At 42.3% G+C, this 24,331-nt stretch carries 24 protein-coding genes, 1 pseudogene and 1 riboswitch; of the genes and pseudogenes, 19 read left to right on the forward strand and 6 right to left on the reverse strand.

Annotated elements, in window-relative coordinates; all coding sequences use genetic code 11:
• Positions 1–141 precede the first annotated feature (141 nt).
• The 4 genes and pseudogenes from BLT_RS21305 to BLT_RS0103065 all read right to left on the reverse strand — a co-directional run bounded on the left by BLT_RS21305 (position 142) and on the right by BLT_RS0103065 (position 2,450).
• Positions 142–447 (reverse strand): annotated as a pseudogene (locus BLT_RS21305) (antibiotic biosynthesis monooxygenase family protein).
• An 89-nt stretch (positions 448–536) separates the two neighbouring features.
• On the reverse strand, positions 537–1,214 hold the full coding sequence (locus tag BLT_RS0103055) for a hypothetical protein (protein WP_017726344.1): 678 nt from the start codon (positions 1,212–1,214) through the stop codon (positions 537–539).
• 16 nt (positions 1,215–1,230) lie between these two features.
• Entirely contained in the window at positions 1,231–2,082 is an 852-nt protein-coding gene (locus BLT_RS0103060) for an ATP-binding cassette domain-containing protein (RefSeq protein WP_017726345.1), read from the reverse strand.
• Positions 2,079–2,450 carry a GntR family transcriptional regulator gene (locus tag BLT_RS0103065; protein ID WP_017726346.1) on the reverse strand — a complete coding sequence of 124 codons (372 nt, stop codon included), beginning with the start codon at positions 2,448–2,450 and terminating at the stop codon, positions 2,079–2,081. Before BLT_RS0103065 ends, BLT_RS0103060 begins: the two co-directional genes overlap by 4 nt.
• 132 nt (positions 2,451–2,582) lie before the next feature.
• Between BLT_RS0103065 and BLT_RS0103070 the strand changes: the two genes are divergently transcribed.
• Positions 2,583–2,828, forward strand: coding sequence for a YusU family protein (locus tag BLT_RS0103070; protein WP_017726347.1), 246 nt, complete (start codon positions 2,583–2,585; stop codon positions 2,826–2,828).
• A 51-nt stretch (positions 2,829–2,879) separates the two neighbouring features.
• Here the strand turns inward: BLT_RS0103070 and BLT_RS0103075 are convergent, their stop codons facing one another.
• Both BLT_RS0103075 and BLT_RS0103080 read right to left on the reverse strand, forming a co-directional pair.
• The gene (locus BLT_RS0103075; protein ID WP_017726348.1) at positions 2,880–3,224 is read right to left on the reverse strand and encodes a spore coat protein; all 345 of its coding nucleotides are present in this window, start codon (positions 3,222–3,224) and stop codon (positions 2,880–2,882) included.
• Positions 3,225–3,236: 12 nt separating this feature from the next.
• Positions 3,237–3,509, reverse strand: a complete 273-nt coding sequence (locus BLT_RS0103080) for a hypothetical protein (RefSeq protein WP_017726349.1) — start codon at positions 3,507–3,509, stop codon at positions 3,237–3,239.
• Positions 3,510–3,791: 282 nt separating this feature from the next.
• Between BLT_RS0103080 and BLT_RS0103085 the strand changes: the two genes are divergently transcribed.
• The 18 genes from BLT_RS0103085 to BLT_RS0103175 all read left to right on the forward strand — a co-directional run bounded on the left by BLT_RS0103085 (position 3,792) and on the right by BLT_RS0103175 (position 24,036).
• A complete protein-coding gene (locus BLT_RS0103085) occupies positions 3,792–6,173 on the forward strand; it encodes a 3-hydroxyacyl-CoA dehydrogenase/enoyl-CoA hydratase family protein (protein ID WP_017726350.1) in 2,382 nt (793 codons plus the stop codon).
• 31 nt (positions 6,174–6,204) lie between these two features.
• Entirely contained in the window at positions 6,205–7,383 is a 1,179-nt protein-coding gene (locus tag BLT_RS0103090) for an acetyl-CoA C-acetyltransferase (protein ID WP_017726351.1), read from the forward strand.
• Between the two features lie 23 nt (positions 7,384–7,406).
• Positions 7,407–9,191 (forward strand): acyl-CoA dehydrogenase family protein, encoded by a 1,785-nt coding sequence (locus BLT_RS0103095; protein WP_017726352.1) that lies wholly within the window; start codon positions 7,407–7,409, stop codon positions 9,189–9,191.
• A gap of 253 nt (positions 9,192–9,444) precedes the next feature.
• Complete coding sequence (locus BLT_RS0103100) at positions 9,445–9,804, forward strand: arsenate reductase family protein (RefSeq protein WP_017726353.1); 360 nt, start codon at positions 9,445–9,447, stop codon at positions 9,802–9,804.
• A 68-nt stretch (positions 9,805–9,872) separates the two neighbouring features.
• On the forward strand, positions 9,873–10,262 hold the full coding sequence (gene gcvH / locus BLT_RS0103105) for a glycine cleavage system protein GcvH (protein ID WP_017726354.1): 390 nt from the start codon (positions 9,873–9,875) through the stop codon (positions 10,260–10,262).
• 397 nt (positions 10,263–10,659) lie between these two features.
• Positions 10,660–10,777, forward strand: a riboswitch (SAM riboswitch).
• A 296-nt stretch (positions 10,778–11,073) separates the two neighbouring features.
• Entirely contained in the window at positions 11,074–12,099 is a 1,026-nt protein-coding gene (locus BLT_RS0103115; protein ID WP_017726356.1) for a methionine ABC transporter ATP-binding protein, read from the forward strand.
• Positions 12,089–12,757 carry a methionine ABC transporter permease gene (locus tag BLT_RS0103120; protein WP_026104965.1) on the forward strand — a complete coding sequence of 223 codons (669 nt, stop codon included), beginning with the start codon at positions 12,089–12,091 and terminating at the stop codon, positions 12,755–12,757. The genes BLT_RS0103115 and BLT_RS0103120 overlap by 11 nt, the downstream gene beginning before the upstream one ends.
• A gap of 18 nt (positions 12,758–12,775) precedes the next feature.
• The gene (locus BLT_RS0103125) at positions 12,776–13,654 is read left to right on the forward strand and encodes a MetQ/NlpA family ABC transporter substrate-binding protein (protein ID WP_017726358.1); all 879 of its coding nucleotides are present in this window, start codon (positions 12,776–12,778) and stop codon (positions 13,652–13,654) included.
• Between the two features lie 387 nt (positions 13,655–14,041).
• Positions 14,042–14,410: a carboxymuconolactone decarboxylase family protein gene (locus tag BLT_RS0103130; protein WP_017726359.1), complete on the forward strand. Its 369-nt coding sequence runs from the start codon at positions 14,042–14,044 to the stop codon at positions 14,408–14,410.
• Positions 14,411–14,712: 302 nt separating this feature from the next.
• Positions 14,713–14,898 (forward strand): hypothetical protein, encoded by a 186-nt coding sequence (locus BLT_RS24185; protein WP_017726360.1) that lies wholly within the window; start codon positions 14,713–14,715, stop codon positions 14,896–14,898.
• Between the two features lie 510 nt (positions 14,899–15,408).
• On the forward strand, positions 15,409–16,194 hold the full coding sequence (gene sufC, locus BLT_RS0103140; RefSeq protein WP_017726361.1) for a Fe-S cluster assembly ATPase SufC: 786 nt from the start codon (positions 15,409–15,411) through the stop codon (positions 16,192–16,194).
• Between the two features lie 78 nt (positions 16,195–16,272).
• Complete coding sequence (sufD, locus tag BLT_RS0103145) at positions 16,273–17,580, forward strand: Fe-S cluster assembly protein SufD (protein ID WP_017726362.1); 1,308 nt, start codon at positions 16,273–16,275, stop codon at positions 17,578–17,580.
• Complete coding sequence (locus BLT_RS0103150) at positions 17,580–18,800, forward strand: cysteine desulfurase (RefSeq protein ID WP_017726363.1); 1,221 nt, start codon at positions 17,580–17,582, stop codon at positions 18,798–18,800. Before sufD ends, BLT_RS0103150 begins: the two co-directional genes overlap by 1 nt.
• Positions 18,790–19,233, forward strand: coding sequence for a Fe-S cluster assembly sulfur transfer protein SufU (gene sufU, locus BLT_RS0103155; RefSeq protein ID WP_017726364.1), 444 nt, complete (start codon positions 18,790–18,792; stop codon positions 19,231–19,233). The genes BLT_RS0103150 and sufU overlap by 11 nt, the downstream gene beginning before the upstream one ends.
• A 148-nt stretch (positions 19,234–19,381) precedes the next feature.
• The gene (sufB, locus tag BLT_RS0103160; protein WP_017726365.1) at positions 19,382–20,779 is read left to right on the forward strand and encodes a Fe-S cluster assembly protein SufB; all 1,398 of its coding nucleotides are present in this window, start codon (positions 19,382–19,384) and stop codon (positions 20,777–20,779) included.
• 76 nt (positions 20,780–20,855) lie between these two features.
• Complete coding sequence (locus tag BLT_RS0103165; protein ID WP_017726366.1) at positions 20,856–21,701, forward strand: DUF72 domain-containing protein; 846 nt, start codon at positions 20,856–20,858, stop codon at positions 21,699–21,701.
• A gap of 96 nt (positions 21,702–21,797) precedes the next feature.
• A complete protein-coding gene (locus tag BLT_RS0103170; protein ID WP_017726367.1) occupies positions 21,798–22,619 on the forward strand; it encodes a sulfite exporter TauE/SafE family protein in 822 nt (273 codons plus the stop codon).
• A 31-nt stretch (positions 22,620–22,650) separates the two neighbouring features.
• Positions 22,651–24,036, forward strand: a complete 1,386-nt coding sequence (locus BLT_RS0103175; protein ID WP_017726368.1) for a bifunctional metallophosphatase/5'-nucleotidase — start codon at positions 22,651–22,653, stop codon at positions 24,034–24,036.
• Positions 24,037–24,331: the final 295 nt, after the last annotated feature.

Genomic DNA, 24,331 nt, shown 5'->3' on the forward strand with positions numbered 1-24,331 from the left:
CACCCTTGCCTTTGTCCCGCAGGAGTCTACGTCTATTTCCTCCGCTTAGGTTGTGCATTGTTGCATTTTCAATCATACACGTTTGTTATGTCACAGCCTCAGAAATTAGCTCTTGATGGGCTGGAGCATGCGGAAAATGAATCATCGTGCTACCACCTCAAATTGTTTAACTTCTGGAATGATCTTCGCTAACTCTTGATCAGGGTAGTTTTTTTCTAATTTATGAATTTTTTTAAATTCGTCGCTACGTGCCTATTGTAAATAGTCCTTTTTAGTTTCCCAACCAATTTCAATTGTTAACTCACCTGGTTTTTTATCATTTTGAAGCAGTTGAAAATGAACAAATCATTGGGCTTTATCAACAAGCCGGGAGCGGTTTTGATAAATGCTAATGACTTCCTCAGCTTTTTCATTTGGCATTCGAAACGTCGAATGAACGATAAACATAGCAAGAACCTCCGAATAGCGAAAGATTTAGTGAGCTTATCTCTCTAGCATCATATAGAGGAGGAGATAGAAAGAACAATCGAATTTTCCTATTTTAGAGAAGCACGTGATAACGTTATGGCGCTTAAAATAGCAAACATGATGCCAACAAGCAGCAACCAGGCAAATTGCAGCAGGCTTGTGGTCATTTCGATAAGAAATGTAAAGATGAACTCACGGGACGCAGGGATGAGAAATAAGAAAGCGGCAAAGGCGAAGAAAAGATAGCTTGCGCTTTTTCCAAACCGATAGTTAAGGCTTGCAATGAAAAAGAGGCTCAGCATCAAAAAGACCATAAGTGTGAAATCTGTCCAAAGGATGTTTAAAAACGTTGGTTCTAAGCCAAGCAATGATGGAATGACAGCGATGTTGATTTCAGCAGAAGACGTGGCGGCTAGCGCTAGTAACGAGAAATACAAGCTTGCTTGAAGAAACGCCATTAAAAGGGCGAGTGCCATAAGATAAAAGCTGCTATTTAAGACAAAACCAATACGTGTGGCCCCAAGATGAATGAAGTAAGGAAAGTCATCTTTCAGAAGAATATAGCTTGTGATCGAAGCCCAAATGTAACCAGGAAAGCTCGTCGTAAAATAAATAGAAATCGGGGAAAATATGGCACCAACGATGAAAGCAACGGTCAAGAATGCAAGTAAAATTGACCAGAAAATAACAAAAGATTTTTGGGTGTCTAAAAGCTGAATATGAAGAAGCGCAGCGGTTTGGTTCATTATGCTTGATTCCTCCTTATTTTGTAATCTGAATCATAAAATCTTGCAGGGGCAAAGGCTGCTTCTCAATGACCGGTGACAACTCCTGTAAGCGACGATCTAAATCGAGAACTGACACGGTCCGTGTCCCCATGAACTCTTGATCATCTAAAATCGTCACGCCTTCAAGGCTCGGAAATGACTTGCTATTTCCAGAAAGCTTATATGCGTGTGTGCGCAAGGTTTCAACATCTTCTTCAAATAAGATTTCTCCCTTTTTCATCACCATAATTCGTTCAAATACATGACGAATCTCATCGATAAGATGAGTCGATAAGATAATCGTACGCGGGTGATCTCCGTAGTCCTCAACGAGCAAGTCATAAAACTGTTGCCTTGCAGCTGCATCCATGCCAATGTAGGGTTCATCAAAAATCGTTATCGGAGCACGACTGGCTAGACCAAACGTAATGCCGAGCGCAGATTCCATTCCTTTTGAAAGGTCCATCACTTTCTTTTTTGGTAATAAGTCGAATTGATCTAATAAGGCCTCTGCAAAATCCTGATCCCAATGCGGATAAAAGGACGGCGCAATGTGCACTAAATCTTTAATCCGAAGCGTTTTTTTAAAATTACCGCTTTCTTTAATAAAACAAAGTTGATTTTGGACTTCTTTGTTGTCGAAAGGGTTTTTTCCAAGAATTCGGACCGCTCCATTTGTTGGGGCAATTTGCCCTGTCATCAGTTTCATAAGAGTTGTTTTCCCTGCACCGTTTCGCCCTAGTAAGCCATATAGTGTCTGTTCTTCAAAGGAACAAATAACATTGCTGATGATTTCCTGATCCTTAATTCGCTTTGTAACGCCTTCAAACGTAATGGCAGCACTCATTGCTGTTCTCCTCCTTTTCGAATCATCTCTAAGACCGACTGTTCTGATAGCTGAAGCTTTTTCGCTTCTTGCATGAGTGGAATAACATATTCCTCATAAAATTTGTGACGCCTTACTTCTACAAGTTTTTCTTTTGCTCCTTCGGCCACGAACATTCCGACCCCTCGTTTCTTAAAAAGAATACCTTCATCAACTAAAAGATTAATCCCCTTTGCAGCTGTGGCTGGGTTGATTTGATAATGCTTTGCGAATTGATTGGTTGAAGGAACTTGGCTTCCTTCTTCAATTACATCATTAATGATGTCATCCGAAATGCGTTCGGCGATCTGAAGAAAGATGGGACGACTATCATCAAATGGTTGCTTCATTTTTTCCTCCTTTGGTTCATTACTCATGTAACTAACTATATAACTGGATGGTGTGAACAGTCAATAGACATTTGGAAAATAAAATTATTATGTATGGTATACTGGGCGAAAACGATAGGAGGTGAAAGGGAGATGGACCAAAAGCTAAAAGAGCAATTGGATGGTTTAGTGGAAAAATATACAGAGCTCCTTGTGGGAAATACAGATGAAGAGGTAAAAGAGAAGGTCAAGGCCTATGCCCTCTACTCCCATATCGCCAAGTCCATGCCACCTCTTGCAAAGCATTGGAATGAACAATATCCCGATGCAAAGGAAGGCATGAAAGCGCTAGTGAAGGACATTCAAGAACGAAATAAGCAGCACCGCGAAAATCAATAAAACAAACAAAGCTGACTTCCATAATTCGGCGAGTCAGCTTTGTTAATAAAGTTAGGCCATGCCATTACCGTTATACGGAAGCTGATTCGTATAGCCGGAAAATTGCTGGTATGTTTGCTGGAGCTGTTGTGCTGGAGCGGCTTCGAGACTGTACCAGCCTTTTTTAAACATGAGGTTGTACAGCTGACGCTGACAGTCCTGAGCCTCTTGACAAATGGTAGCGAGATCCTGATACAAGCTTTGATGGCTCGCCTCGTTTAAGGCATAATGATAAGAAGTGGTCATATATTTCTCTGTAGAAAGCTGATCATTTAGAAAATCCCGTTCGGACATTTGAGGTGTTTTGGGAACCTGTGTTTCAGGATTTTGGATTTTCTGTTGCTTTTGCTGATTCATTGATGGACCCCCTTATTGAAGCGTCATTGCTTGCTGACTTGTATTTTGCAAGTGATGGATAATTGTATCATAGTGGCGCTGATGCATTTGCCCCGCTTGCTCCAAGGCTTGCTTAATTTCAGGATCGGTACACTGCTGAGCGAAAAAGTGTGCCTTTTTTGACGCTAATAAATTCCATGACAACATATCTTGGATATAGAGGTGATCTTTTGTTGTGATGACATTTGGTGGCTCTGGCATGATGCTTTGTTGTTGCTGCTGGTTCATCGTCATTTGCTGCTGCATGATAAAACCCTCCTTATTTCCAGTCAATTAGCGATGCAATCGTTGTATCCATATGAGATACACCATTAGTGTGCAAAAGATCGCATGAGGTTATGTGAGCAACAAACTTGCTTAAATGGAAAAGGAATTAAAAGAAAAATTGTTATTTTCAGAATTTAACTTGCGCGAAAATGGAAATTTAGCTATAGTAAAAATATAAACAGGAAAGAACAGTCAACTTTCATTTTTTTTTTGCGAAAATAATGAATGAGTATTCATTCGTTTTATAAAAGGGGGAGGAAGATGAGTGATCAAATAAGGAAAGTTGCGGTCATCGGATCAGGTGTGATGGGTTCGGGAATTGCTGCCCACTTAGCAAATATTGGCATTCCTTCATTACTTCTTGATATGGTTCCAAAGGAGTTAGCGGAGGAAGAAAAAGCGCAAGGACTCACATTGGACGATCGTCAAGTTCGAAATCGACTGAGCACCCAAGCGTTGAAAAAGCTTCTAAAACAGAAGCCGGCTCCTCTATCGTCGAAAGCGAACATTGATTATATTGAAGCGGGCAATTTAGAAGACGATTTGAAAAGGTTAGCTGAGATGGATTGGATCATTGAAGCTGTCGTTGAAAATCTTAACATTAAACGTCAGCTTTTCGAGAAAATTGAGGCCCATCGAGCTCCTGGTACGATTGTTAGCTCTAATACATCAGGAATTTCAATTGAAGCAATGGCTGAGGGGCGATCGGACGATTTTCAAGCTCATTTTCTCGGTACACATTTTTTTAACCCGCCACGTTATTTGAAGCTGTTAGAAATCATTCCTACCAAAAACACAGATCCAAAAGTCGTGGAATTTATGAAAGCGTTCTCAGAAAATGTTCTCGGAAAAGGTGTCGTCGTTGGAAAGGACACCCCAAATTTTATTGCCAATCGAATTGGCACTTATGGCTTACTCGTTACAGTAAATGAAATGGTTAAGGGCGGCTTTTCGGTCGGAGAAATTGATTCTGTTACAGGTCCGTTAATCGGTCGCCCAAAAAGCGCCACCTTCCGGACGCTAGACGTTGTTGGCCTCGATACGTTTCTTCATGTTGCAAGGAACGTCTATGATGTCGTTGAAGGAGCAGAAAAAGACGTTTTTGACCCCCCAGCTTTTATGCGGGCGATGGCTGAAAAGGGCTGGCTTGGAAGCAAGTCTGGTCAAGGGTTTTTCCTGAAGAAAAAAGGTGAAAAAGGCAGTGAAATTCTGGAGCTTAATCCGAATACGTTAGAATATGAGCCACGAAAAAAGCTAAAAGCCGTTTCAATGGAACAAGCAAAGCAAGCAAAAACCGTTTTCGATAAAATCAAAGCCCTTGTGTATGCAGATGACCGAGCAGGGGAGCTTGTCTGGCGGTTGCTAAAGCCAGTACTCCTTTATTCTGCTGAAAAAACCTATGAAATTGCCAACGATCTACACGCGATTGATCAAGCGATGAAATGGGGATTCGGTTGGGAGCTTGGTCCGTTTGAAATATGGGATGCTATTGGAGTGAAAAAATCGGTTCAACGGATGGAAGAGGAAGGAGAAACGATTCCAAGCTGGGTCAAAGACATGCTTGCTACAGGTAAGGAAAGTTTTTATGAAGGAACGAGCTATTTCTACGATACTGGTTATACATCGGTAACGCTGAATAAGAAAGTCATTCATTTAAAATCGTTAAAGCCTGAGAATATCGTCCTAAAAAATACAGGGGCCTCATTAATCGATCTCGGTGATGACGTTGCGTTATTAGAATTCCATTCACCTAATAACTCGATTGGACTTGATGTGCTTCAGATGATTAACAAGTCCATTGAGGAGGTAGGAAAAAACTACAAAGGGCTTGTGATTGGGAATCAAGGAAAAAATTTCTGTGTTGGTGCAAACCTAATGTTGATTTTGATGGAAGCACAGGATGACAACTTTTTTGAAATTGATTTAGTTGTCCGCCAATTCCAGCAAGCGATGGCCAACATTCGTTATTCTACAAAGCCAGTTGTTACAGCTCCATTTGCCATGACGCTCGGGGGCGGTGCTGAAATTTGTTTGCCTTCCGCTAGCATTCAAGCGTCTCTTGAAACGTATATGGGTCTCGTGGAAGTCGGTGTCGGTCTCATCCCTGGTGGTGGTGGGAATAAGGAGCTGTATTTACGCAACTTGGAGCGGCTACCGAATGGGGCAAACATTGACTTACAGGCAATTGCCAATCGTACGTTTGAAACAATTGCTATGGCGAAAGTGGCAACCTCTGCACATGAAGCAGCGGAAAACGGCTACTTAAGTGAGCGAGATGGTGTCGTCATCAATGGAGATCATCTCCTTTACCGAGCGAAGCAGCAGGTGCTCCATCTAGCGAATGCTGGGTATCGTCCGCCAGCTCGAAAGAAAATTCCGGTCGTCGGTGAAACCGGTTATGCAACGATGCTTCTTGGGGCAAAAACGATGCAATTTGGTGGTCTGATTACAGAACACGATTTAAAAATTGCTCAAAAATTAGCCTTTGTCCTAGCAGGAGGTCGTGTGGCAAAAGGAACGCTTGTGGACGAACAGTATTTACTGGATTTAGAGCGGGAAGCGTTTTTAAGTCTTGTCGGTGAACCGAAATCGCAGCAGCGAATGCAGCACATGCTTGCAAAAGGGAAGCCATTGCGGAATTAACATCAATGAAAGCGAATAGGAGGGGGAAACGTTGAGAGAAGCAGTCATCGTCGCAGGTGCACGAACACCGGTTGGAAAAGCAAAACGAGGCACATTAGCGAATGTAAGACCAGATGATTTAGGCGCACTTACTATCAAAGAGACATTAAGACGAGCGGGTGATTTTGATCCGAGCAAAGTTGATGATGTCATGATTGGATGTGCCATGCCAGAAGCGGAGCAAGGAATGAACATGGCAAGGAACATTTCAGCTTTAGCAGGCTTGCCCCATACAGTGCCTGCCCTTACGATTAATCGCTATTGTTCTTCTGGACTGCAAACCATTGCTTTCGGAGCTGAACGGATTATGCTCGGGCAAGCGAAGGCAATCATAGCTGGAGGTGCGGAATCAATGAGTGCAATTCCAATGGGCGGGCACGTCATTGCGCCGAATCCAACCCTTGTTGAAAAGCAGCCAGAGTATTACATGGGGATGGGCTATACAGCGGAAGAGGTGGCTCGTCGATTTGGGGTGACACGAGACGATCAAGATGCCTTCGCAGTGGAAAGCCACAAGCGGGCAGCGAAAGCGATTCAAGCGGGACATTTTCAAGAGGAGATTGTGCCAGTTGAAGTGACTCTACGTACAATTGGCAGTGATGATAAAGTCCACGAAAAACAGGTCCGTTTTGATAAGGATGAAGGCGTTCGGCCAGATACATCGAAAGAGGGTCTTAGCAAGCTTAGACCTGCCTTTCACCCAATGGGAAGTGTGACAGCAGGGAACGCCTCACAAATGAGCGACGGGGCAGCCTCCGTGCTTCTGATGGATCGTGAAATGGCTGAGGCTGAAGGGCTGACGCCGCTGTTAAAATTCCGCTCCTTTTCCGTGGCGGGGGTCGCCCCGGAAATTATGGGGGTAGGTCCGATTGAAGCGATTCCGAAAGCGCTAGAGCTTGCAGGACTTCAGCTTTCTGACATTGGATTATTTGAGCTCAATGAGGCCTTTGCTTCCCAAGCGATTCAAGTGATTCGCAGCTTAGAGCTTGATTATGACAAAGTCAATGTCAATGGTGGCGCCATTGCATTAGGCCATCCACTTGGCTGTACAGGCACAAAGCTTACATTATCACTGCTTTATGAAATGAAGCGCCGCAACGAGCAGTTTGGCGTTGTGACCATGTGTATCGGCGGCGGCATGGGTGCTGCAGGTGTGTTTGAATTACTGTAAAAAAAGAATAAGGAGGTAGCGTAATGGGGAACACAGCAGAGCATATAATAAAAGGTGGCAGCTTTCTGATTGAAGAGCTGGATGCTGAGAAGGTTTTTACACCAGAGGATTTTACAGATGAGCATGTCATGATTGGAAAGACAACCGAAGAGTTTGTATTGACTGAAGTCCTTCCTGTCCTTGATGACATTGAAGCCCATCAATTCGATCATTCTCGCCGGCTTCTAACGCAAGCAGGTGATCTAGGGCTTCTCGCAGCGGATGTCCCTGAGGAATATGGCGGCTTAGGTCTTGATAAAATTAGCTCATCTTTGATTACGGAGAAATTTTCACGAGCGGGTGGGTTTTCTTTGAGCTACGGCGCCCATGTAGGAATTGGAACCCTGCCGATTGTCTTTTTCGGAAATGAAGAGCAAAAGAAAAAATATTTACCAGGCCTTGCATCAGGAGCTCAAATCGCTGCATATGCCTTAACAGAGCCGAGTTCAGGTTCAGATGCTCTTGGTGCAAAAACAACAGCGGTACTAAATGAGGCTGGCACCCATTACATTTTAAACGGGGAAAAACAATGGATAACAAACGCTGGTTTTGCAGATGTATTTGTCGTCTATGCAAAAATTGATGGAGAGCATTTTACCGCCTTTATCGTTGAAAGAGCGTATGAAGGGGTCTCAACAGGACCTGAAGAAAAGAAAATGGGGATCAAGGGATCATCAACACGGACATTAATTTTAGAGGATGCCCTTGTGCCAAAGGAAAATGTTCTTGGTGAAATTGGCAAGGGGCACGTCATTGCCTTCAACATACTAAATGTAGGGCGTTACAAGCTTGGGGTTGGTTGTGTCGGTGGCTCAAAGCGGGGCATTGAGCTAGCCGCAAAATATGCAAACGAACGGAAGCAGTTTAAAACACCAATTGGAAAATTCACATTAATTCAGGAAAAGCTAGCGAATATGGCGGTGGCCACTTACGCAGCGGAAAGCTCGATTTATCGCACAGGGGGCCTTTTTGAAGAAAGTCTTAGTAAGCTTTCGGCTGAACAGCAAAAGGACGGCCGTCAAGTGGCAAAGGCAATTGCCGAATATGCGATTGAATGCTCCCTTAACAAGGTTGTAGGCTCGGAAACATTGGATTACGTTGCCGATGAGGCGGTACAAATTCACGGTGGGTATGGGTTCATGGCTGAGTATGAAGTGGAGCGTATGTACCGAGATTCACGAATCAACCGTATTTTTGAAGGCACGAATGAGATCAATCGTCTCCTTGTGCCTGGAACGATTTTACGGAAAGCATTAAAAGGCGAGCTGCCCTTACTCCAGAAAGCAACAGCATTGCAGGAGGAGCTAATGATGCTTATGCCACAAGAGATTGGCGAGGCGCCTTTAGAGCAAGAAAAATACCTCCTGAGCATGGCAAAGAAAATTTTCTTGATGATTGCTGGAACAGGTGTGCAGAACTATGGTGAAAAGCTTCGGCATGAGCAAGAGCTCTTAGCGAATGTAGCAGATATCGTCAGTGAGGTATTTTCAATGGAATCCGTGATTCTCCGAACAGAAAAAGCGCTGAGAAAAGCTGGTCGCGAAAAGGCGGAGCAAAAGCTAGCGATGACGCAAGTGTATGTTCAGGAAGCGTTTAACCGAATTGAAGCTCATGCTAAAGAATCATTAATTGCCATGGAAGAAGGCGATACATTAAGGACGATGCTATCGATTCTTCGAAAGCTGACACGCCACACGCCAATTAATGTGGTGAAAAGGAAGCGTGACATTGCTCAAGTCGTTTTAAAAGAAGAGCGTTACGTCGTTTAAGAGAAGTGTGACGATTGTTATTCAGTTTGAGGGCACTTGTCCTCAAAATTAATAGATCTCCTTTCTTATGAAGCATTCTCCTCTCTATGTGCAAAGGAGCCCTGATTTTCAGGGCTTCTTTGCCGTTCAAAGCCTCTTATTTTCAAATCAGTCATACAAGATAGAAAATTGTCGAGGCTGTACAAGACAAGTGCTAAAATTGTTGTTATTATGAACAAATAGAGGGTAAAGTAGTGAAAAAGGAGGGAAGAACATGAGCTTGACATTTTATCACTATCCGAAATGCGGTACGTGCCGCAAAGCAAAAAAATGGCTTGATGAAAATGGGATTGAAGTAGAAAGCGTACATATTGTGGAGCAGCCACCTTCAAAGGAAGAGCTTGAACGCTTGTATAAACGGAGCGGGCTAGAGCTTAAGAAATTTTTTAATACAAGTGGCATGAAATACCGTGAGCTTGGCTTGAAGGATAAGGTGAAGGAAGCTTCTGAAGAAGAGCTTCTTGATCTACTTGCTTCAGATGGAATGCTGATCAAACGCCCGATTTTAACAGATGGTGAACGGGTGACAGTCGGCTTTAAAGAGGATGAGTATGAGCAAACTTGGAAAAAGTGAGTTTTGCTGTGAAGAAAAAGTAGGTATAATAGGAAAAGCAACGCATTTATTTTTGGAGGGATAGAAAAATGAGCGCAAATTTACCAAAAGAACTAAAGTATTCAGAAGAACATGAATGGGTAAAAATAGAAGGAGACAAAGTACGAATCGGAATTACAGATTTCGCCCAATCTGAACTTGGGGATATCGTTTTTGTTGAACTTCCGGAAGTAGGCGATGAAGTGGAAGCTGACGAGCCATTTGGTAGCGTTGAATCAGTAAAAACGGTTTCTGAGCTCTATGCACCTGTATCTGGTAAGGTTGTTGAAGTAAATGAAGAGCTGGATGATTCTCCTGAATTTGTCAATGAATCACCCTATGAAAAAGCATGGATGATCGTTGTTGAGCCTTCTGATCCTTCAGAAGTGGACAACCTTATGACAGCTGAGCAATACCAAGAAATGATTAGCGAAGATTAATGAAAAGGGGCAGCCTTTAAGGTTGTCCCTTTTTTCCTTTTTGAACTATGGAGTTTATCGACGTGTTAAAAATTAAAGTCCTAGGTATAACTGCAATTTACCCTTTCGCTACGGGCTCGATCTATGAGCTGTTTTTTATGTGTGAAATCATAAAGCGTTTGACTTAACGTCTTAGGCTTATTAAAAATGTTTTTCCAATGCTGAGTCCAGAATTTTCTTTCTAAGCTATGCTATTTTATGACAGCGTATCCATCATCATAGATGAAACGCCTTCCCGTAAATGAATGTTTGTTTAAGGGGATTAGGCTGTTGCACATAGAAAAATAAAATAGTTGACAATAAATTTTCTTGCATGCTATGATGCTTTCATGCAAAATGTTATCGTAATAAATTAATACTCTTATCGAGAGTGGCGGAGGGACTGGCCCAATGAAGCCCAGCAACCGTTAAGTGGTTTTCTACTACTTAGAAAAGGTGCTAATTCCAGCAGAGCAATTTGCTTTGGAAGATGAGAGAGAGGACACGCAACCAACCTTTCTGCTCATTTGGGCAGAAAGGTTTTTTAGTAGAGGGAAAGGGACGGAGCTAGGAAGAGGAAAAAAGCGCTTTGGCTCATACTCTCTTACGTCTATAAGCCCTTTCCTTCCATGCGGGAAGAGTCAACCGTTTATAAATGGTTTTGCACAGCGGACGTAAAAAAAGTGTTTATTCATTCTCTATCAAGATCAAAATGGGCGAGTCGTTGCAAAAAGGATCTGATTCTTTTCAGGCTCGCTTTGAAAGTCTATGATAGAAAGAAAGGAGTATGGCGATGATTTCGTTACAAGGCATCCGCAAAATATTTTCCACAAAAGATGGACCTGTTTCGGCTGTGGATGGTGTCGACCTCGAAATTAAGCAAGGTGAAATCTTCGGGATCATTGGTTATAGTGGGGCTGGAAAAAGTACGCTTATTCGAATGCTGAATATGCTTGAACGGCCAACGGAAGGAAAAGTGATCGTAGCTGGTGAGGACCTTTCCACCCTTTCAAAAAAGGATTTGCGGAAGGCACGGCAAAATATAGGGATGATTTTTCAGCATTTTAATTTATTATGGTCTCGCACGGTTCGGGAAAATATCTCGTTTCCGTTAGAGATTGCGGGCATTCCGAAAAAAGAAAGAGAAAAAAGAGTGAATGAGTTAATCGAGCTTGTTGGTTTAGAGGGACGAGGCGAGTCCTATCCATCTCAATTGAGTGGGGGGCAAAAGCAGCGAGTTGGGATTGCTCGAGCACTAGCCAACAATCCAAAAGTGTTACTCTGCGATGAAGCGACATCGGCACTAGACCCAAAAACAACTGATTCCATTTTAGATCTGCTTGTGGATATTAATAAGAAATTAGGCTTAACCATTATTCTTATTACTCATGAAATGCATGTGATTCGAAAAATATGTCACCAGGTGGCTGTCATGGAAGCAGGGAAAGTCGTAGAACAAGGGCCTGTTCTTAACGTGTTCCGTAAGCCTAAGGAGCAGATGACAAAGGAATTTGTGAAGCAAGTGACAGAGCCAGAGGAAACGAAAGAAACAATTCAACATCTAATTACCGAAAATCCAAATGGAAAGGTAGTACAGCTAACCTTTGTTGGTGATGAAGCAGAACGGCCGCTTATTACTGATTTAATTCGTACATTTGACATTGAAGTTAACATTCTGCAAGGAAAAATTACGAAAACGCAAGAAGGTTCATATGGTGCATTGTTTGTGAACCTTACTGGAAACAAGGCGCTTATAGAACAAGCGATTGCGTTTATTCGTGAAAAGGGAGTAGAAGTGGAGGTGGTTGCTGGTGAATGAGATTTTTCCTAATGTCCGCTGGGACCGCCTTTGGGAAGCGACGCAAGAAACCTTGTACATGAGTTCCATCTCGGTTGTATTAACAGCGGTCATCGGAATCTTTTTAGGTCTGCTTCTTTACTTGACAGCAAAGGGGAATATGTGGGAAAATCGATTGATTTATTCCATCACCGCTGCTTATGTCAATATATTCCGATCGATTCCGTTTATTATCCTTATTATATTACTCATACCTTTAACGAAGTTCATAGTTGGTACAATGCTTGGAGCTAGTGCAGCACTGCCTGCACTCATTATCGGGGCCGCACCTTTTTATGCACGATTGGTTGAGATCGCATTACGAGAAGTAGATAAGGGTGTTATAGAAGCGTCACAAGCGATGGGGGCTTCAAACGCTACCATTATATTTAAAGTACTGTTACCAGAAGCAAAGCCTGCTCTTATTTCTGGAATTACCGTTACTGCGATTGCCCTTGTGAGCTATACGGCAATGGCAGGAGTAGTAGGTGCAGGTGGTTTAGGGGACCTTGCTTATTTAGAAGGATTTCAACGCACGAACACGGATGTTATGGTGGTGGCAACAATTACCATTCTTTTGATCGTCTTTGTGATTCAATGGATTGGTGATTTTTTCACAAATATAACCGACAAACGCTAATTTTAAGGGGGATTATTTATGAAAAAGTTTTTAAGTATCATTGGCGCAGCAGCTCTTTCTTTATCACTTGCTGCTTGCGGAACGTCAGAGGAAGAACCTGCTGAAGAGCAAGCGGGTGACGAAACACCGGAAGCAGAGGAAGCAACAGAAGCAGGTGAGCCTGTAACATTAACGATTGGTGCTTCAAATGTGCCACATGCTGAAATTTTAGAAGAAGCAAGAGACATGCTTCTTGAGCGAGGAATCGAGCTTGATATTCAAGTGTTCCAAGACTATATCCTTCCAAACCGGACATTAGCAGATAAAGAGCTTGATGCAAACTACTTCCAGCACCAACCATACCTTGAAGCACAAATGGAAGAAAATGAGGAGTATGATTTTGCAGTGGCTGGCGGTATTCACATTGAGCCAATCGGTGTGTATTCTCAAGAGTACAGTAGCTTAGAAGAGCTTCCAGAGGGAGCAGAAATTATCATGAGCAACTCTGTAGCAGACCATGGCCGTATTTTGGCAATGCTTGAAGAAAAGGGTTTAATTACCCTTGCTGAAGGTGCTGGCATTGGCGCAACTGTTGATGACATTGTTGAAAATCCGAAAAATCTTGTCTTCAATGATCGCGTTGAAGCTGCATTGTTGCCACAGGCGTACTTAAATGGCGAGGGAGATGCGGTGCTTATTAACTCAAACTACGCCTTAGATGCAGGGTTAAATCCAATTGAAGATGCGATTGCAATGGAATCTGCAGATGTGGACAACCCTTATGTAAATCTGATCGTTGTGAACAGTGGCGATGAAACACGTGAAGAAATTCAAACATTAGTCGAAGTTCTTAAATCGGAAGAAATCCAAGACTTTATTTTAGAGCAATATGACGGTGCTGTTATTCCAGCAGAATAATGGCTACATGTAAGCAGCTGAGCCTCCGGGCTTAGCTGCTTTTTTTGGAGATATGAAAAAAATTTTGAAGCTGTCTAGCTTCAGCGTCTAGCCACTCGAGGTTACTTCAACCCCTCCTACAAAAGCCTTCATGAGCCCTCGCTCTTCCCACTAGGATGGAAACGAGTCCTCAGCATGCTGTGCACCAAGGTGTGAGCGACACGCTACCTGCTTTATTATCATCCTGTAAGCTCCGTCCCCTTTTCCATAGAAAAAAGCTGCTTTTTCGTCAGAGTCCAGCGCACTAGGTGACGCCTTGCATTTTTCTTTCAAGAAGACTTTTTTTGAATGAAATCAAGTATAGCAACAAACAATAATGGTGTTTATCATACGAAGGAGGGCGAACATATGGAGCAGCAGGAGCAAATGAATACACTTGAAATGGCGATACAGGACTATAAAGAGGGGCTAGGTAATTTTACAAAAAAAATGCCTACTCTTGCGAAAAAGTACAATGAGTTTACGGAAGAGTGCTTTAAAGAAGGTCAATTAAGTCAAAAAGAAAAGCAATTAATTGCCCTTGCTGTTAGTGTCTATGCGCAAGATGAATATTGCATGATCTATCATACGAAAGGCTGCTTAGATCAACAATGCACAGAGGGTGAAATTCTCGAGGCAATTGGTGTCGCAGCTGCCTTTGGTGGAGGAGCTGTAATGAGTCAAGTAGTAACCCTCGTTCAAGAAGCGTTAGACGAATTCGGACAACAGAAACATTGATGGGAGAAATGTCCCTCTATAAACGGAAGTGAGGATGTCCGTTACATTTAACCCTTTATTGAGTTGGGCTGAGCGAGAGAACGTCATTGCTTTCTCATTTTATTCTTGTGATCCACCCTAATCACTAAGAATGTAGCATTTGTAAGAATAGTTGCGAAAAAATATTATAAGGTTTTCTAACAAAGCGTCAGTAAGCTTCTGCTGCGCTTATCCATTCATATCCGTTTATATCACCATTGGGTAAACAGCAGGCTCGTGCTAGCATTAAAGATGCAAAAAGAAGAACAATGAGGAAGGACTGATTGATTATTTACTCGATAGGGATGAAGGCAACAGGTGAGATGGAAAAAGCGATGCAGCAAGCACACGGAGTTGGCTATGCAGAATATGAACGGAATCTTGACAAGCGCCTTGAGGTTGAAAAGGCAAGAGAAGAAGATTACAATCGTTGCAATGAAATGATTCGAGAATTAAATCACCAATCATAATGAAATAAAAAAAGAGGAGCAGAGTAAGGCGATGATGCCGCTCTGCTCTTTGTGTTGTCGTAGTTAAAATCGATTCCTTTACGCTGGTTTTTGACAAATGGATATTTCATATTTTTGAGGAAGTTCTTAATAAGGTTTAAAAAAGAAGCGAATTGTATAAATTAGGCGAATTTTGTGTAGTGAATTTGTTCATAAACTTGGAATCCTATTCTAGGTGAGCTAGAATAGAGAAAGTACATGAGGTCATGTAAGAGTAACGGCCGTTTGAATGAATGTTGAAAAAGGCGCAGCTTCAGTAAAGGATGAGAAATCAAAAAAAGGACTTTTGCTCCTACCGGCAGCCAGATGCTTGAATGTGTAAATTCCACCATAAGGAGTGTTGCCTTGAACTTATTTTAAATATATTATAAGATTGTAATGAGAATAAATTGAGAATGAAAGCAAAGAAGCTACTCGCATGCTGCGGGTTGTGATGCTATAAAATCTTGTTTCTAAACGGAGGTAATTAGAATGTCAGCACCAAGCTTAAAAATCGAAAATCTTTATGTATCTATTGAAGGAAAAGAAATTTTAAAGGATTTTAACCTTGAAGTTAAAGGTGGAGAAATCCATGCGATTATGGGACCGAACGGAACGGGTAAATCAACGCTAGCTTCAGCGATTATGGGTCATCCAAAATATGAAATTACGAGTGGTTCTGTTACATTTAATGGAAAAGACCTCTTGGAGATGGAAGTGGATGAGCGTGCTCGAGCAGGTTTGTTTTTAGCAATGCAATATCCTAGTGAAATCAGTGGTATTACAAACTCTGACTTCTTACGTTCAGCGATTAATGCAAGACGTGAAGAAGGGGACGAGATTTCATTGATGAAGTTTATCCGTGGCTTAGATGAAAAAATGGAAACACTTGAAATGGATGAGTCATTTGCCCATCGTTATTTAAATGAAGGCTTCTCTGGCGGTGAGAAAAAGCGTAATGAGATTCTTCAATTAATGATGCTTGAGCCAAAGATTGCGATTCTTGATGAAATTGACTCAGGTCTTGATATCGATGCATTAAAAGTTGTCTCTAAAGGTGTTAATGCAATGCGCGGTTCTGAGTTTGGCTGCCTTATTATCACCCACTATCAACGCCTCTTAAATTACATCAAGCCAGATAAGGTCCATGTCATGATGCAAGGCCGCATTGTGAAATCTGGTGGACCAGAGCTTGCTGAGCGCCTTGAAGCTGAAGGATATGACTGGATAAAAGAAGAGCTTGGAATTGAAGATGAGCGTGTGAACCAAGAAGCATAAGCAACAAACGTTTTGTGATGTTGTTTGAACAAGCTTTTGTTCAACGTAAGACCAAACAACAAAAAAGGGTGGGTTAGTATGTCAGTCGAGACGAAATTAGCGTTCGATCAAGAATATATTAAGGTATTCTCGGATGGCCGTGGCGAACCAGCATGGTTGCAAAACATCCGTTTAAAAGGAATAGAGCTAGCGGAAACATTGCCGCTACCAAAGCCGGATAAAACAAAAATTGATTCGTGGAATTTCACAGCGTTTACGCATGAATTGCCAGTAGCAACTCCTGTTGCAAGCATTGATGAGCTTCATGAAGGTGTGAAAGGCCTCATTGGTGAAGCATCCGATACGCAAAATTTGCTTGTTCAACGTGACGGAACAACGGTTTACAACAAAATTAGTGAAGAGCTAAAAGCAAATGGTGTGATTTTTACAGATTTTGCAACAGCTGTAAAAGAACATGGAGACCTTGTGGAAAAATACTTTATGACTGAAGCGACAAAGGTTGATGAAAACCGCCTTCTTGCTCTTCATGGGGCGTTAGTGAACGGTGGAACATTTATCTATGTTCCACGCAATGTTGAAGTCGAGGTACCATTACAAGCGGTGTATTGGTTAGACACTGAGGGAGCTGGGCTATTCAACCATGTCATTATTGTAGCTGAAGATAATAGTTCTGTTACGTATGTAGAGAACTATGCGTCATTTGGTGAACAGGATGCTGTAGCAAACATTGTGGTTGAAGTATTCGCTGGCGCTGGCGCTCGCGTTGCTTTCGGCGCCGTTGATAACCTAGCAAAAAATGTGACGACCTATGTTGTTCGTCGTGCACATGTGGAGCGTGATGCAAGAGTTGATTGGGCTCTCGGTCAAATGAACGACGGTAATACCGTATCAGAAAACACGACTCATCTGATTGGTGACGGTTCTTGGGCAGACACAAAGACGGTTACCATTGGACGTGGTAGCCAAAAGCAAAACTTCACGACAACGATTTACCATCATGGAAAGCATTCTGAAGGCTATATCCTAAAGCATGGTGTCATGCGTGAGGAAGCAAGCTCGATCTTCAACGGAATTACAAAGATTGAGCATGGTGCAACAAAATCAAATGGAGAGCAAACTGAACGTGTTCTTATGCTTAGCGAAAAAGCACGTGGGGATGCAAACCCAATCTTATTAATTGATGAAGACGACGTGACTGCTGGACATGCGGCTTCTGTTGGGAAGATTGATCCAATCCAAATGTATTACTTGATGAGTCGCGGGATTTCACGTTCAGAAGCGGAAAGACTTGTCATTCACGGGTTCTTAGCACCTGTCGTGAACCAGTTGCCAATTGAATCAGTAAAAGATCGTTTAAGAGAAGCGATCGAAAGGAAAGTTAAGTAATGAATGCTAAAGAGATTAGACAGCTATTTCCGATTCTTGATCAGAAGGTAAACGGAAAACCGCTCGTGTATCTCGATAGTGCCGCGACTTCCCAAAAGCCGATTCAAGTCATTGAAAAGGTGGAGGATTACTATCGTCGATACAATTCAAACGTCCACCGTGGGGTGCATACTCTAGGCACCCTGGCAACGGACGGCTACGAGGGAGCACGCGGGAAGGTTCGTCGTTTTATTAATGCTTCTTCTACAGAAGAAATCATTTTCACAAGAGGAACGACAACAGCGATTAACCTCGTTGCCTCTAGCTATGGACGTGACAATTTAGCTGAAGGTGATGAAATTGTCATTACACCGATGGAGCATCATAGCAATATCATTCCTTGGCAGCAAGTGGCAAAAGCGACCGGCGCAACGTTAAAATATATTCCACTGCAAGAAGATGGAACAATTGACTTAGAAGATGTGAAGAAAACCGTTACAGCGAACACAAAAATCGTTGCCGTTATGCAGGTGTCCAATGTTCTTGGGACGATCAACCCTGTGAAAGAAATTGCAGCCATTGCTCATCAAAACGGAGCAGTCATGCTTGTTGACGGAGCTCAAAGCACGCCACATATGAGAGTGGATGTGCAAGAGCTTGATTGCGATTTTTTTGCTTTCTCTGGTCATAAAATGGGAGGGCCAACAGGAATTGGTGTGCTTTATGGAAAAAAAGCGTTGCTTGAAAAGATGGAGCCAATTGAATTTGGCGGCGAAATGATTGATTTTGTTGGTCTTCAAGAGTCAACGTGGAAAGAGCTTCCCTGGAAATTTGAAGGGGGAACACCGATTATTGCCGGTGCGATCGGACTTGGTGCGGCGATTGACTTCCTTGAGGAAATTGGGCTTGGCGAAATTGAAAAGCATGAGCATGAATTGGCTCAATACGCAATGGAGCGATTGTCCGTTGTGGAAGGCTTAACGATTTATGGGCCGAAGAAACGCGCGGGTCTCGTTACGTTTAATATTGACGATGTCCATCCACATGATGTGGCAACGGTTCTTGATGCGGAGGGAATTGCTGTACGTGCAGGGCACCATTGTGCGCAACCATTAATGAAGTGGTTAGACGTCACTGCAACGGCTCGAGCAAGCTTCTATTTGTACAATACAAAGGAAGATGTTGATGCGCTAGCAGAGGGCTTAGTAAAAACAAAGGAGTATTTCGGTAATGTCTTCTAATAACCTTGATACACTCTACCGTCAAGTAATCATGGATCACTATAAGAATCCCCGTAACCGCGGTGAATTTGACGGGGATTCAGTAAAGGTCAATATGAATAATCCCACATGCGGAGATCGGATTCAGCTGCAGATGAAGGTGGAGGATGGAAAAATCATTGACGCTAAGTTTGTCGGTGAAGGCTGCTCTATTAGTCTTGCTTCTGCTTCAATGATGACACAAGCCGTTAAAGGCTTAAATGTGAATGAGGCGCTAGCAATGTCCGATATTTTCTCCAACATGATGCAGGGAAATGACTATGATGAAAATGCCTTTGATTTGGGTGATATCGAGGCCTTACAGGGTGTTTCAAAATTCCCAGCTCGTATAAAATGTGCGACATTGGCTTGGAAAGCAATGGAGAAGGGATTAAACGAATCAGCGGAGAATTAAGCGCTATACAAGTTTAAAAAAGTGTGAGAAAGGCTTATTTCCTACACGTAGAAGCTTCCTTGCTTTATAATAGAAAGAAGAGCTATTGTTAAGGTCACGTTATTTAATGGATGGTGTAATGCCATAATCTTTGAAGGAGGGTTTTCCCATGGCTAAAAAAATGCCTGAAATCGGCGAATATAAGTATGGGTTTTCGGATCGAGACGTTTCTATTTTCCGTTCAAAGCGCGGATTGACTCGTGAAATTGTAGAAGAAATCTCGCGAATGAAAAACGAACCAGAATGGATGCTTGAATTCCGCCTTAAATCATTAGAACAATTTTATAAAATGCCAATGCCTCAATGGGGTGGCGACTTATCTGAACTTGATTTTGATGACATTACGTATTACGTTAAGCCTTCTGAGAAGTCAGAAAAGTCTTGGGATGAAGTTCCTGAAGAAATCAAAAATACGTTTGATAAGCTTGGTATTCCAGAAGCTGAACAAAAATACCTTGCTGGTGTATCTGCGCAGTACGAGTCTGAAGTTGTGTATCACAACATGAAGGAAGAGCTTGAAGAGCAAGGAATTATTTTTAAAGATACAGACACGGCGTTAAAAGAAAATGAAGATATTTTTAGAAAGTATTTCGGTACGGTGATCCCACCTTCTGATAACAAGTTTGCTGCATTGAACTCTGCGGTTTGGTCAGGTGGTTCGTTCATTTATGTACCGAAAGGCGTGAAGACGGACACACCGCTTCAAGCATACTTCCGGATTAACTCAGAAAACATGGGGCAGTTCGAGCGTACGTTAATCATCGCTGATGAAGACAGCTCTGTTCACTATGTTGAAGGTTGTACAGCACCTGTTTATTCAACAAACTCACTTCACAGTGCGGTTGTTGAAATCATCGTAAATAAAGATGCCTATTGCCGTTATACAACGATTCAAAACTGGGCGCCAAACATTTACAACCTTGTAACGAAACGTGCGGTTGCTTACGAAAATGCGACAATGGAATGGATTGATGGCAACATCGGTTCAAAACTTACGATGAAATACCCAGCTGTCATCATGAAAGGTGAAGGTGCGAAAGGAACGATTCTTTCCATCGCCATCGCTGGAAAAGGTCAGCATCAAGATGCTGGAGCAAAGGTTATGCACCTTGCACCAAACTGTTCTTCAACCATTGTGTCCAAGTCAATCTCCAAACAAGGTGGAAAAGTATCTTATCGTGGAATTGCTCACTTTGGCCGCAAGTCTCAAGGCTCGAAATCAAAAATTGAGTGTGACACATTAATTATGGATAACCAGTCAACTTCTGATACGATTCCGTATAATGAAATCCTCAACAATGATATTACACTTGAGCATGAAGCGACGGTTTCAAAAGTTTCAGAAGATCAATTGTTCTACTTAATGAGCCGTGGTCTTTCTGAAGAAGAAGCAACAGAAATGATTGTGATGGGCTTCATTGAGCCATTTACGAAAGAGCTTCCAATGGAATATGCCGTTGAAATGAACCGTCTGATTAAATTCGAGATGGAAGGCTCAATTGGATAATTCGATACTGTGCTGAAAAAGCGAACCGTTAGGTTCGCTTTTTCCACAATCTCTAGATAATGTGTGGTGAGATGAGATGATTTACATAGGATTAACAGGCTGGGGTGATCATGAGGATCTATATACAGGAGGTGTTCGCCCTCATGAAAAGCTGTATACATATGGTAGTCATTTTCCAACCGTTGAAGTTGATTCTTCATTTTATGCGGTTCAATCAACACGTAACTATGAGAAAAGGGTTCAAGACACACCTTCGTCGTTTCGCTTTATTGTGAAAGCGTATCAAGGGATAACGGGTCATCAACGGGGAGAAGACTCATTTGCCTCGAAAGAAGAAATGTTTAGCGCTTTTGTTGACTCCATTCGTCCTTTGGTTGACGCTGGAAAATTAGCGTTTGTCCTCTGTCAGTTTCCTCCGTGGTTTGATTGCAAAAAGGAAAATGTGTGCTATTTACGGTTTTGCAAAGAGCAATTAGGCGATCTTCCGGCTGCGTTAGAGTTCCGTCATCAATCTTGGTTTACAACGGCATACCGACAGCAAACGCTCAATTTTATGAAAGAAGAAGGCTGGATTCATGGGATTTGCGACGAGCCTCAAGCTGGTGAAGGATCGGTGCCAACCGTCTTAGAAGTGACAAACCCTCAGGCGGCTCTTGTTCGTTTTCACGGTCGAAATGTAAAGGGCTGGATGGACCCTGGTGATGGAAGCTGGCGTGATGTTCGCTATCTTTATCGCTATTCATTGGATGAGCTTCAAGAATGGGTCGCATGGATTCGAGAATTAGAGCAGCATGCGAAAGACGTCTACTTAATTTTTAATAATAATTCAGGTGGAGACGCAGCAGCAAATGCAAAGCAGCTTATAGAGCTGTTGGAAATTGAATACACTGGATTAACACCAAGACAGTTAGATTTGTTTTAACTAATCAGGAAGTATAAAAATCATGATAGCTTTCTGACCGAAAAAAAGACTAAGTCTTTCTAAAGATTTGAAATCGATGAAAAAGGTGACACGTAAATGGAATGGATCATGTTAGTTCTTATCGGTATTGTCGCTGGGACAATCGGCAGTCTAATGGGACTTGGTGGGGGAATTATCATTGTTCCTGCATTGCTACTTTTTAGCACAATGACCAATGTTTTTACAGAAATAAGTCCTCAGGTTGCGGTGGGCACGTCTTTGTTAATTATGATTTTTACTGGGCTTTCCTCGACTTTGGCCTATATGAAGCAAAAGAAAATTGATTACAAAAGTGGGTTTCTTTTCTTTATTGGCAGTGGTCCTGGAGCATTATTCGGTGTGTGGCTTAACCAAGGGTTAGACGTGGACCAGTTCTTTATTTATTTCGGTCTTTTTGTGATTCTTACTTCATTTCTTTTAATGATCCGGCATCGTCTTAAGCCATTACCGTTTAAAAATAAAGGATTTGTACGTACGTATAAAAATGAATTGGGGGAGACGGTTGAATATGGGTTTCAGCCAATTGTAGGAATCTTGATTGCTTTCGTTGTTGGAATGACATCGGGCTTGTTTGGGATTGGTGGTGGTTCCTTAATGGTTCCTGCAATGATTGTGCTATTTGCTTTTCCACCCCATGTGGCTGTTGCAACGTCCATGTTTATGATTTTGTTCTCCGCCATTTTAAGCTCTGCCTCTCACATTGCTTTGGGAAATATTAACTATCTATATGCCGCAATTCTTATACCTGGTGCATGGGTAGGCGCTCAGTTAGGAGCTGCGATCAATGCACGATTAAAAAGTGATACCCTTGTTTTCGTTTTTCGGCTATTTTTATTATTTATTGGAGTGCGGCTTATTTACCAAGGTTGGATCGGCTAATACCGTTCAGTAATAAGGGAGGAGGGAAATTTTGTCGATTGAGCAATTTACCATTTATCATATGAATGACATTCACAGTACGTTTACATATTGGCCTCAAATTGTAACCTACATTAAAGAGGAACGTAGAAACGGCGTGCGGCAATTGGTCGTTGATTTAGGCGATCATGCAGATCGAAGTCATCCCTTCACAGAAGCGACAATGGGAAAAGGGAATGTGGAGCTTCTCAATGCCTTAAAGATTGACTATGCTACGATTGGAAATAATGAAGGAATTACGTTTTCAAAAGAACAGCTAGAGCATCTGTATGATGAAGCCAATTTTCCAATCATTGTGGGGAATTTGTTTGAAAAAAACGGGAGTCGGCCATCTTGGGTGAAGCCATACGTGATTCACTCCATCTCGGAAAAGGTGAAGGTTGGCTTTATTGGCTTAACGGCCCCCTTTAGCCGTTTTTATGAACAACTTGGTTGGAAAATAAGCCAGCCCTTAGAGATACTTAAGGAATTGGTGCAAGAAGTGAAGCCTCAGGTAGATATGATTGTTCTCTTATCTCATCTTGGCTTGTTTCGTGATGAAGAAATAGCTGAGCAGTTCCCTGATATTCAGCTCATTTTAGGTGCCCATACCCATCATGTATTAGAGCATGGGAAACGGCAGTTTGGCACCCTTATTGCTCAAGCAGGTAAGGGTGGCCAGTTTGTCGGTAAGGTGAAGGTTTCATTTGATACAGAATCTCGTATGATTGTAGAGGATTCAGCTGAGGTAAGGGAAGTGAAGGCCTTACAGCCCGATCCTGAGACAATGGCGAGGTTAAACATATTGAAGCACAAAGCGAAGCGAAAGCTAGCAGAGCCAATTACAGTCCTCTCGCAAGGAATCGATGTGTCATGGGAGCACGTTTCACAGGGAGGTCAGCTTCTTTGTGATGCCTTAACAGAGTGGTGTGGTGTAGATTTAGGAATGATGAATGCAGGAGTTCTCCTAGAGTCGATCCCAGCTGGTATTGTCACAAAAGCAGACATTCACCGAATCTGTCCTCACCCGATTAATCCATGTGTCATTCAGTTAAATGGCCAGGCGCTTCAAGAAACAATTGAACGTGCTTTTACAAAAGAAATCAGAAACCTTGAATTGAAGGGATTTGGCTTCCGTGGAAAAATGCTAGGGCGGATGCTATTTACAGGAATGGATGTAACCATCGAGGAAAATTTAAATGGGGATGCAAAGATTACAGCTGTTTTTGTAAAAGGGGAACCATTGAAAAAAGAGGCCCTTTATACGATTGCCACATTAGACATGTACACCTTTGGCTACCTATTTCCTAAAATTGCCGAAGCGAAGGTGAAAAATTATTTTATGCCTGAAATGCTTCGCGATGTCTTAACATGGAAGCTACAACAACACCACTGTTAATGGTGAAAGTGAAAGAGATGTGAACGAAAGTCCTACTTCATTTTTTCGACCTGTACAGAAGCTCCGCCCTTTTTTGTGAAAAGGGGACGGAGCTTCAGTGCAAGTTGGTGAAACAATGAAGCCCTTCCGCTCGCACCGCCTTTATTAAAATGGTGTATAGTATGACCAGGCGAACTCATTTTCATCCCAGTCGGAAGAGCGAGCTGCTCATGTAGGTTTCTATGAAAAAACAGTCGCACTCCCTTTTGTCTTTACATATTCTAATTATGAAACAAGAGAGCAAAAGGGGTGAGCG

Source organism: Halalkalibacterium ligniniphilum (genome assembly GCF_000334155.1).
Lineage (GTDB): Bacteria > Bacillota > Bacilli > Bacillales > Bacillaceae_D > Halalkalibacterium > Halalkalibacterium ligniniphilum.

What these genes read in the sequence shown, in the direction of transcription:
- BLT_RS0103165 (WP_017726366.1), top strand. Translation starts at nt 20,856, where the DNA reads ATGATTTACATAGGATTAACAGGCTGGGGTGATCATGAGGATCTATAT.
- BLT_RS0103080 (WP_017726349.1), bottom strand. Translation starts at nt 3,509, where the DNA reads ATGCAGCAGCAAATGACGATGAACCAGCAGCAACAACAAAGCATCATG.
- BLT_RS0103085 (WP_017726350.1), top strand. Translation starts at nt 3,792, where the DNA reads ATGAGTGATCAAATAAGGAAAGTTGCGGTCATCGGATCAGGTGTGATG.
- BLT_RS0103130 (WP_017726359.1), top strand. Translation starts at nt 14,042, where the DNA reads ATGGAGCAGCAGGAGCAAATGAATACACTTGAAATGGCGATACAGGAC.
- sufC (WP_017726361.1), top strand. Translation starts at nt 15,409, where the DNA reads ATGTCAGCACCAAGCTTAAAAATCGAAAATCTTTATGTATCTATTGAA.
- BLT_RS0103095 (WP_017726352.1), top strand. Translation starts at nt 7,407, where the DNA reads ATGGGGAACACAGCAGAGCATATAATAAAAGGTGGCAGCTTTCTGATT.
- BLT_RS0103170 (WP_017726367.1), top strand. Translation starts at nt 21,798, where the DNA reads ATGGAATGGATCATGTTAGTTCTTATCGGTATTGTCGCTGGGACAATC.
- gcvH (WP_017726354.1), top strand. Translation starts at nt 9,873, where the DNA reads ATGAGCGCAAATTTACCAAAAGAACTAAAGTATTCAGAAGAACATGAA.
- BLT_RS0103075 (WP_017726348.1), bottom strand. Translation starts at nt 3,224, where the DNA reads ATGAATCAGCAAAAGCAACAGAAAATCCAAAATCCTGAAACACAGGTT.
- BLT_RS0103060 (WP_017726345.1), bottom strand. Translation starts at nt 2,082, where the DNA reads ATGAGTGCTGCCATTACGTTTGAAGGCGTTACAAAGCGAATTAAGGAT.
- BLT_RS0103115 (WP_017726356.1), top strand. Translation starts at nt 11,074, where the DNA reads ATGATTTCGTTACAAGGCATCCGCAAAATATTTTCCACAAAAGATGGA.
- BLT_RS0103070 (WP_017726347.1), top strand. Translation starts at nt 2,583, where the DNA reads ATGGACCAAAAGCTAAAAGAGCAATTGGATGGTTTAGTGGAAAAATAT.
- sufU (WP_017726364.1), top strand. Translation starts at nt 18,790, where the DNA reads ATGTCTTCTAATAACCTTGATACACTCTACCGTCAAGTAATCATGGAT.
- BLT_RS0103055 (WP_017726344.1), bottom strand. Translation starts at nt 1,214, where the DNA reads ATGAACCAAACCGCTGCGCTTCTTCATATTCAGCTTTTAGACACCCAA.
- BLT_RS0103100 (WP_017726353.1), top strand. Translation starts at nt 9,445, where the DNA reads ATGAGCTTGACATTTTATCACTATCCGAAATGCGGTACGTGCCGCAAA.
- sufB (WP_017726365.1), top strand. Translation starts at nt 19,382, where the DNA reads ATGGCTAAAAAAATGCCTGAAATCGGCGAATATAAGTATGGGTTTTCG.
- BLT_RS0103065 (WP_017726346.1), bottom strand. Translation starts at nt 2,450, where the DNA reads ATGAAGCAACCATTTGATGATAGTCGTCCCATCTTTCTTCAGATCGCC.
- sufD (WP_017726362.1), top strand. Translation starts at nt 16,273, where the DNA reads ATGTCAGTCGAGACGAAATTAGCGTTCGATCAAGAATATATTAAGGTA.
- BLT_RS0103150 (WP_017726363.1), top strand. Translation starts at nt 17,580, where the DNA reads ATGAATGCTAAAGAGATTAGACAGCTATTTCCGATTCTTGATCAGAAG.
- BLT_RS0103125 (WP_017726358.1), top strand. Translation starts at nt 12,776, where the DNA reads ATGAAAAAGTTTTTAAGTATCATTGGCGCAGCAGCTCTTTCTTTATCA.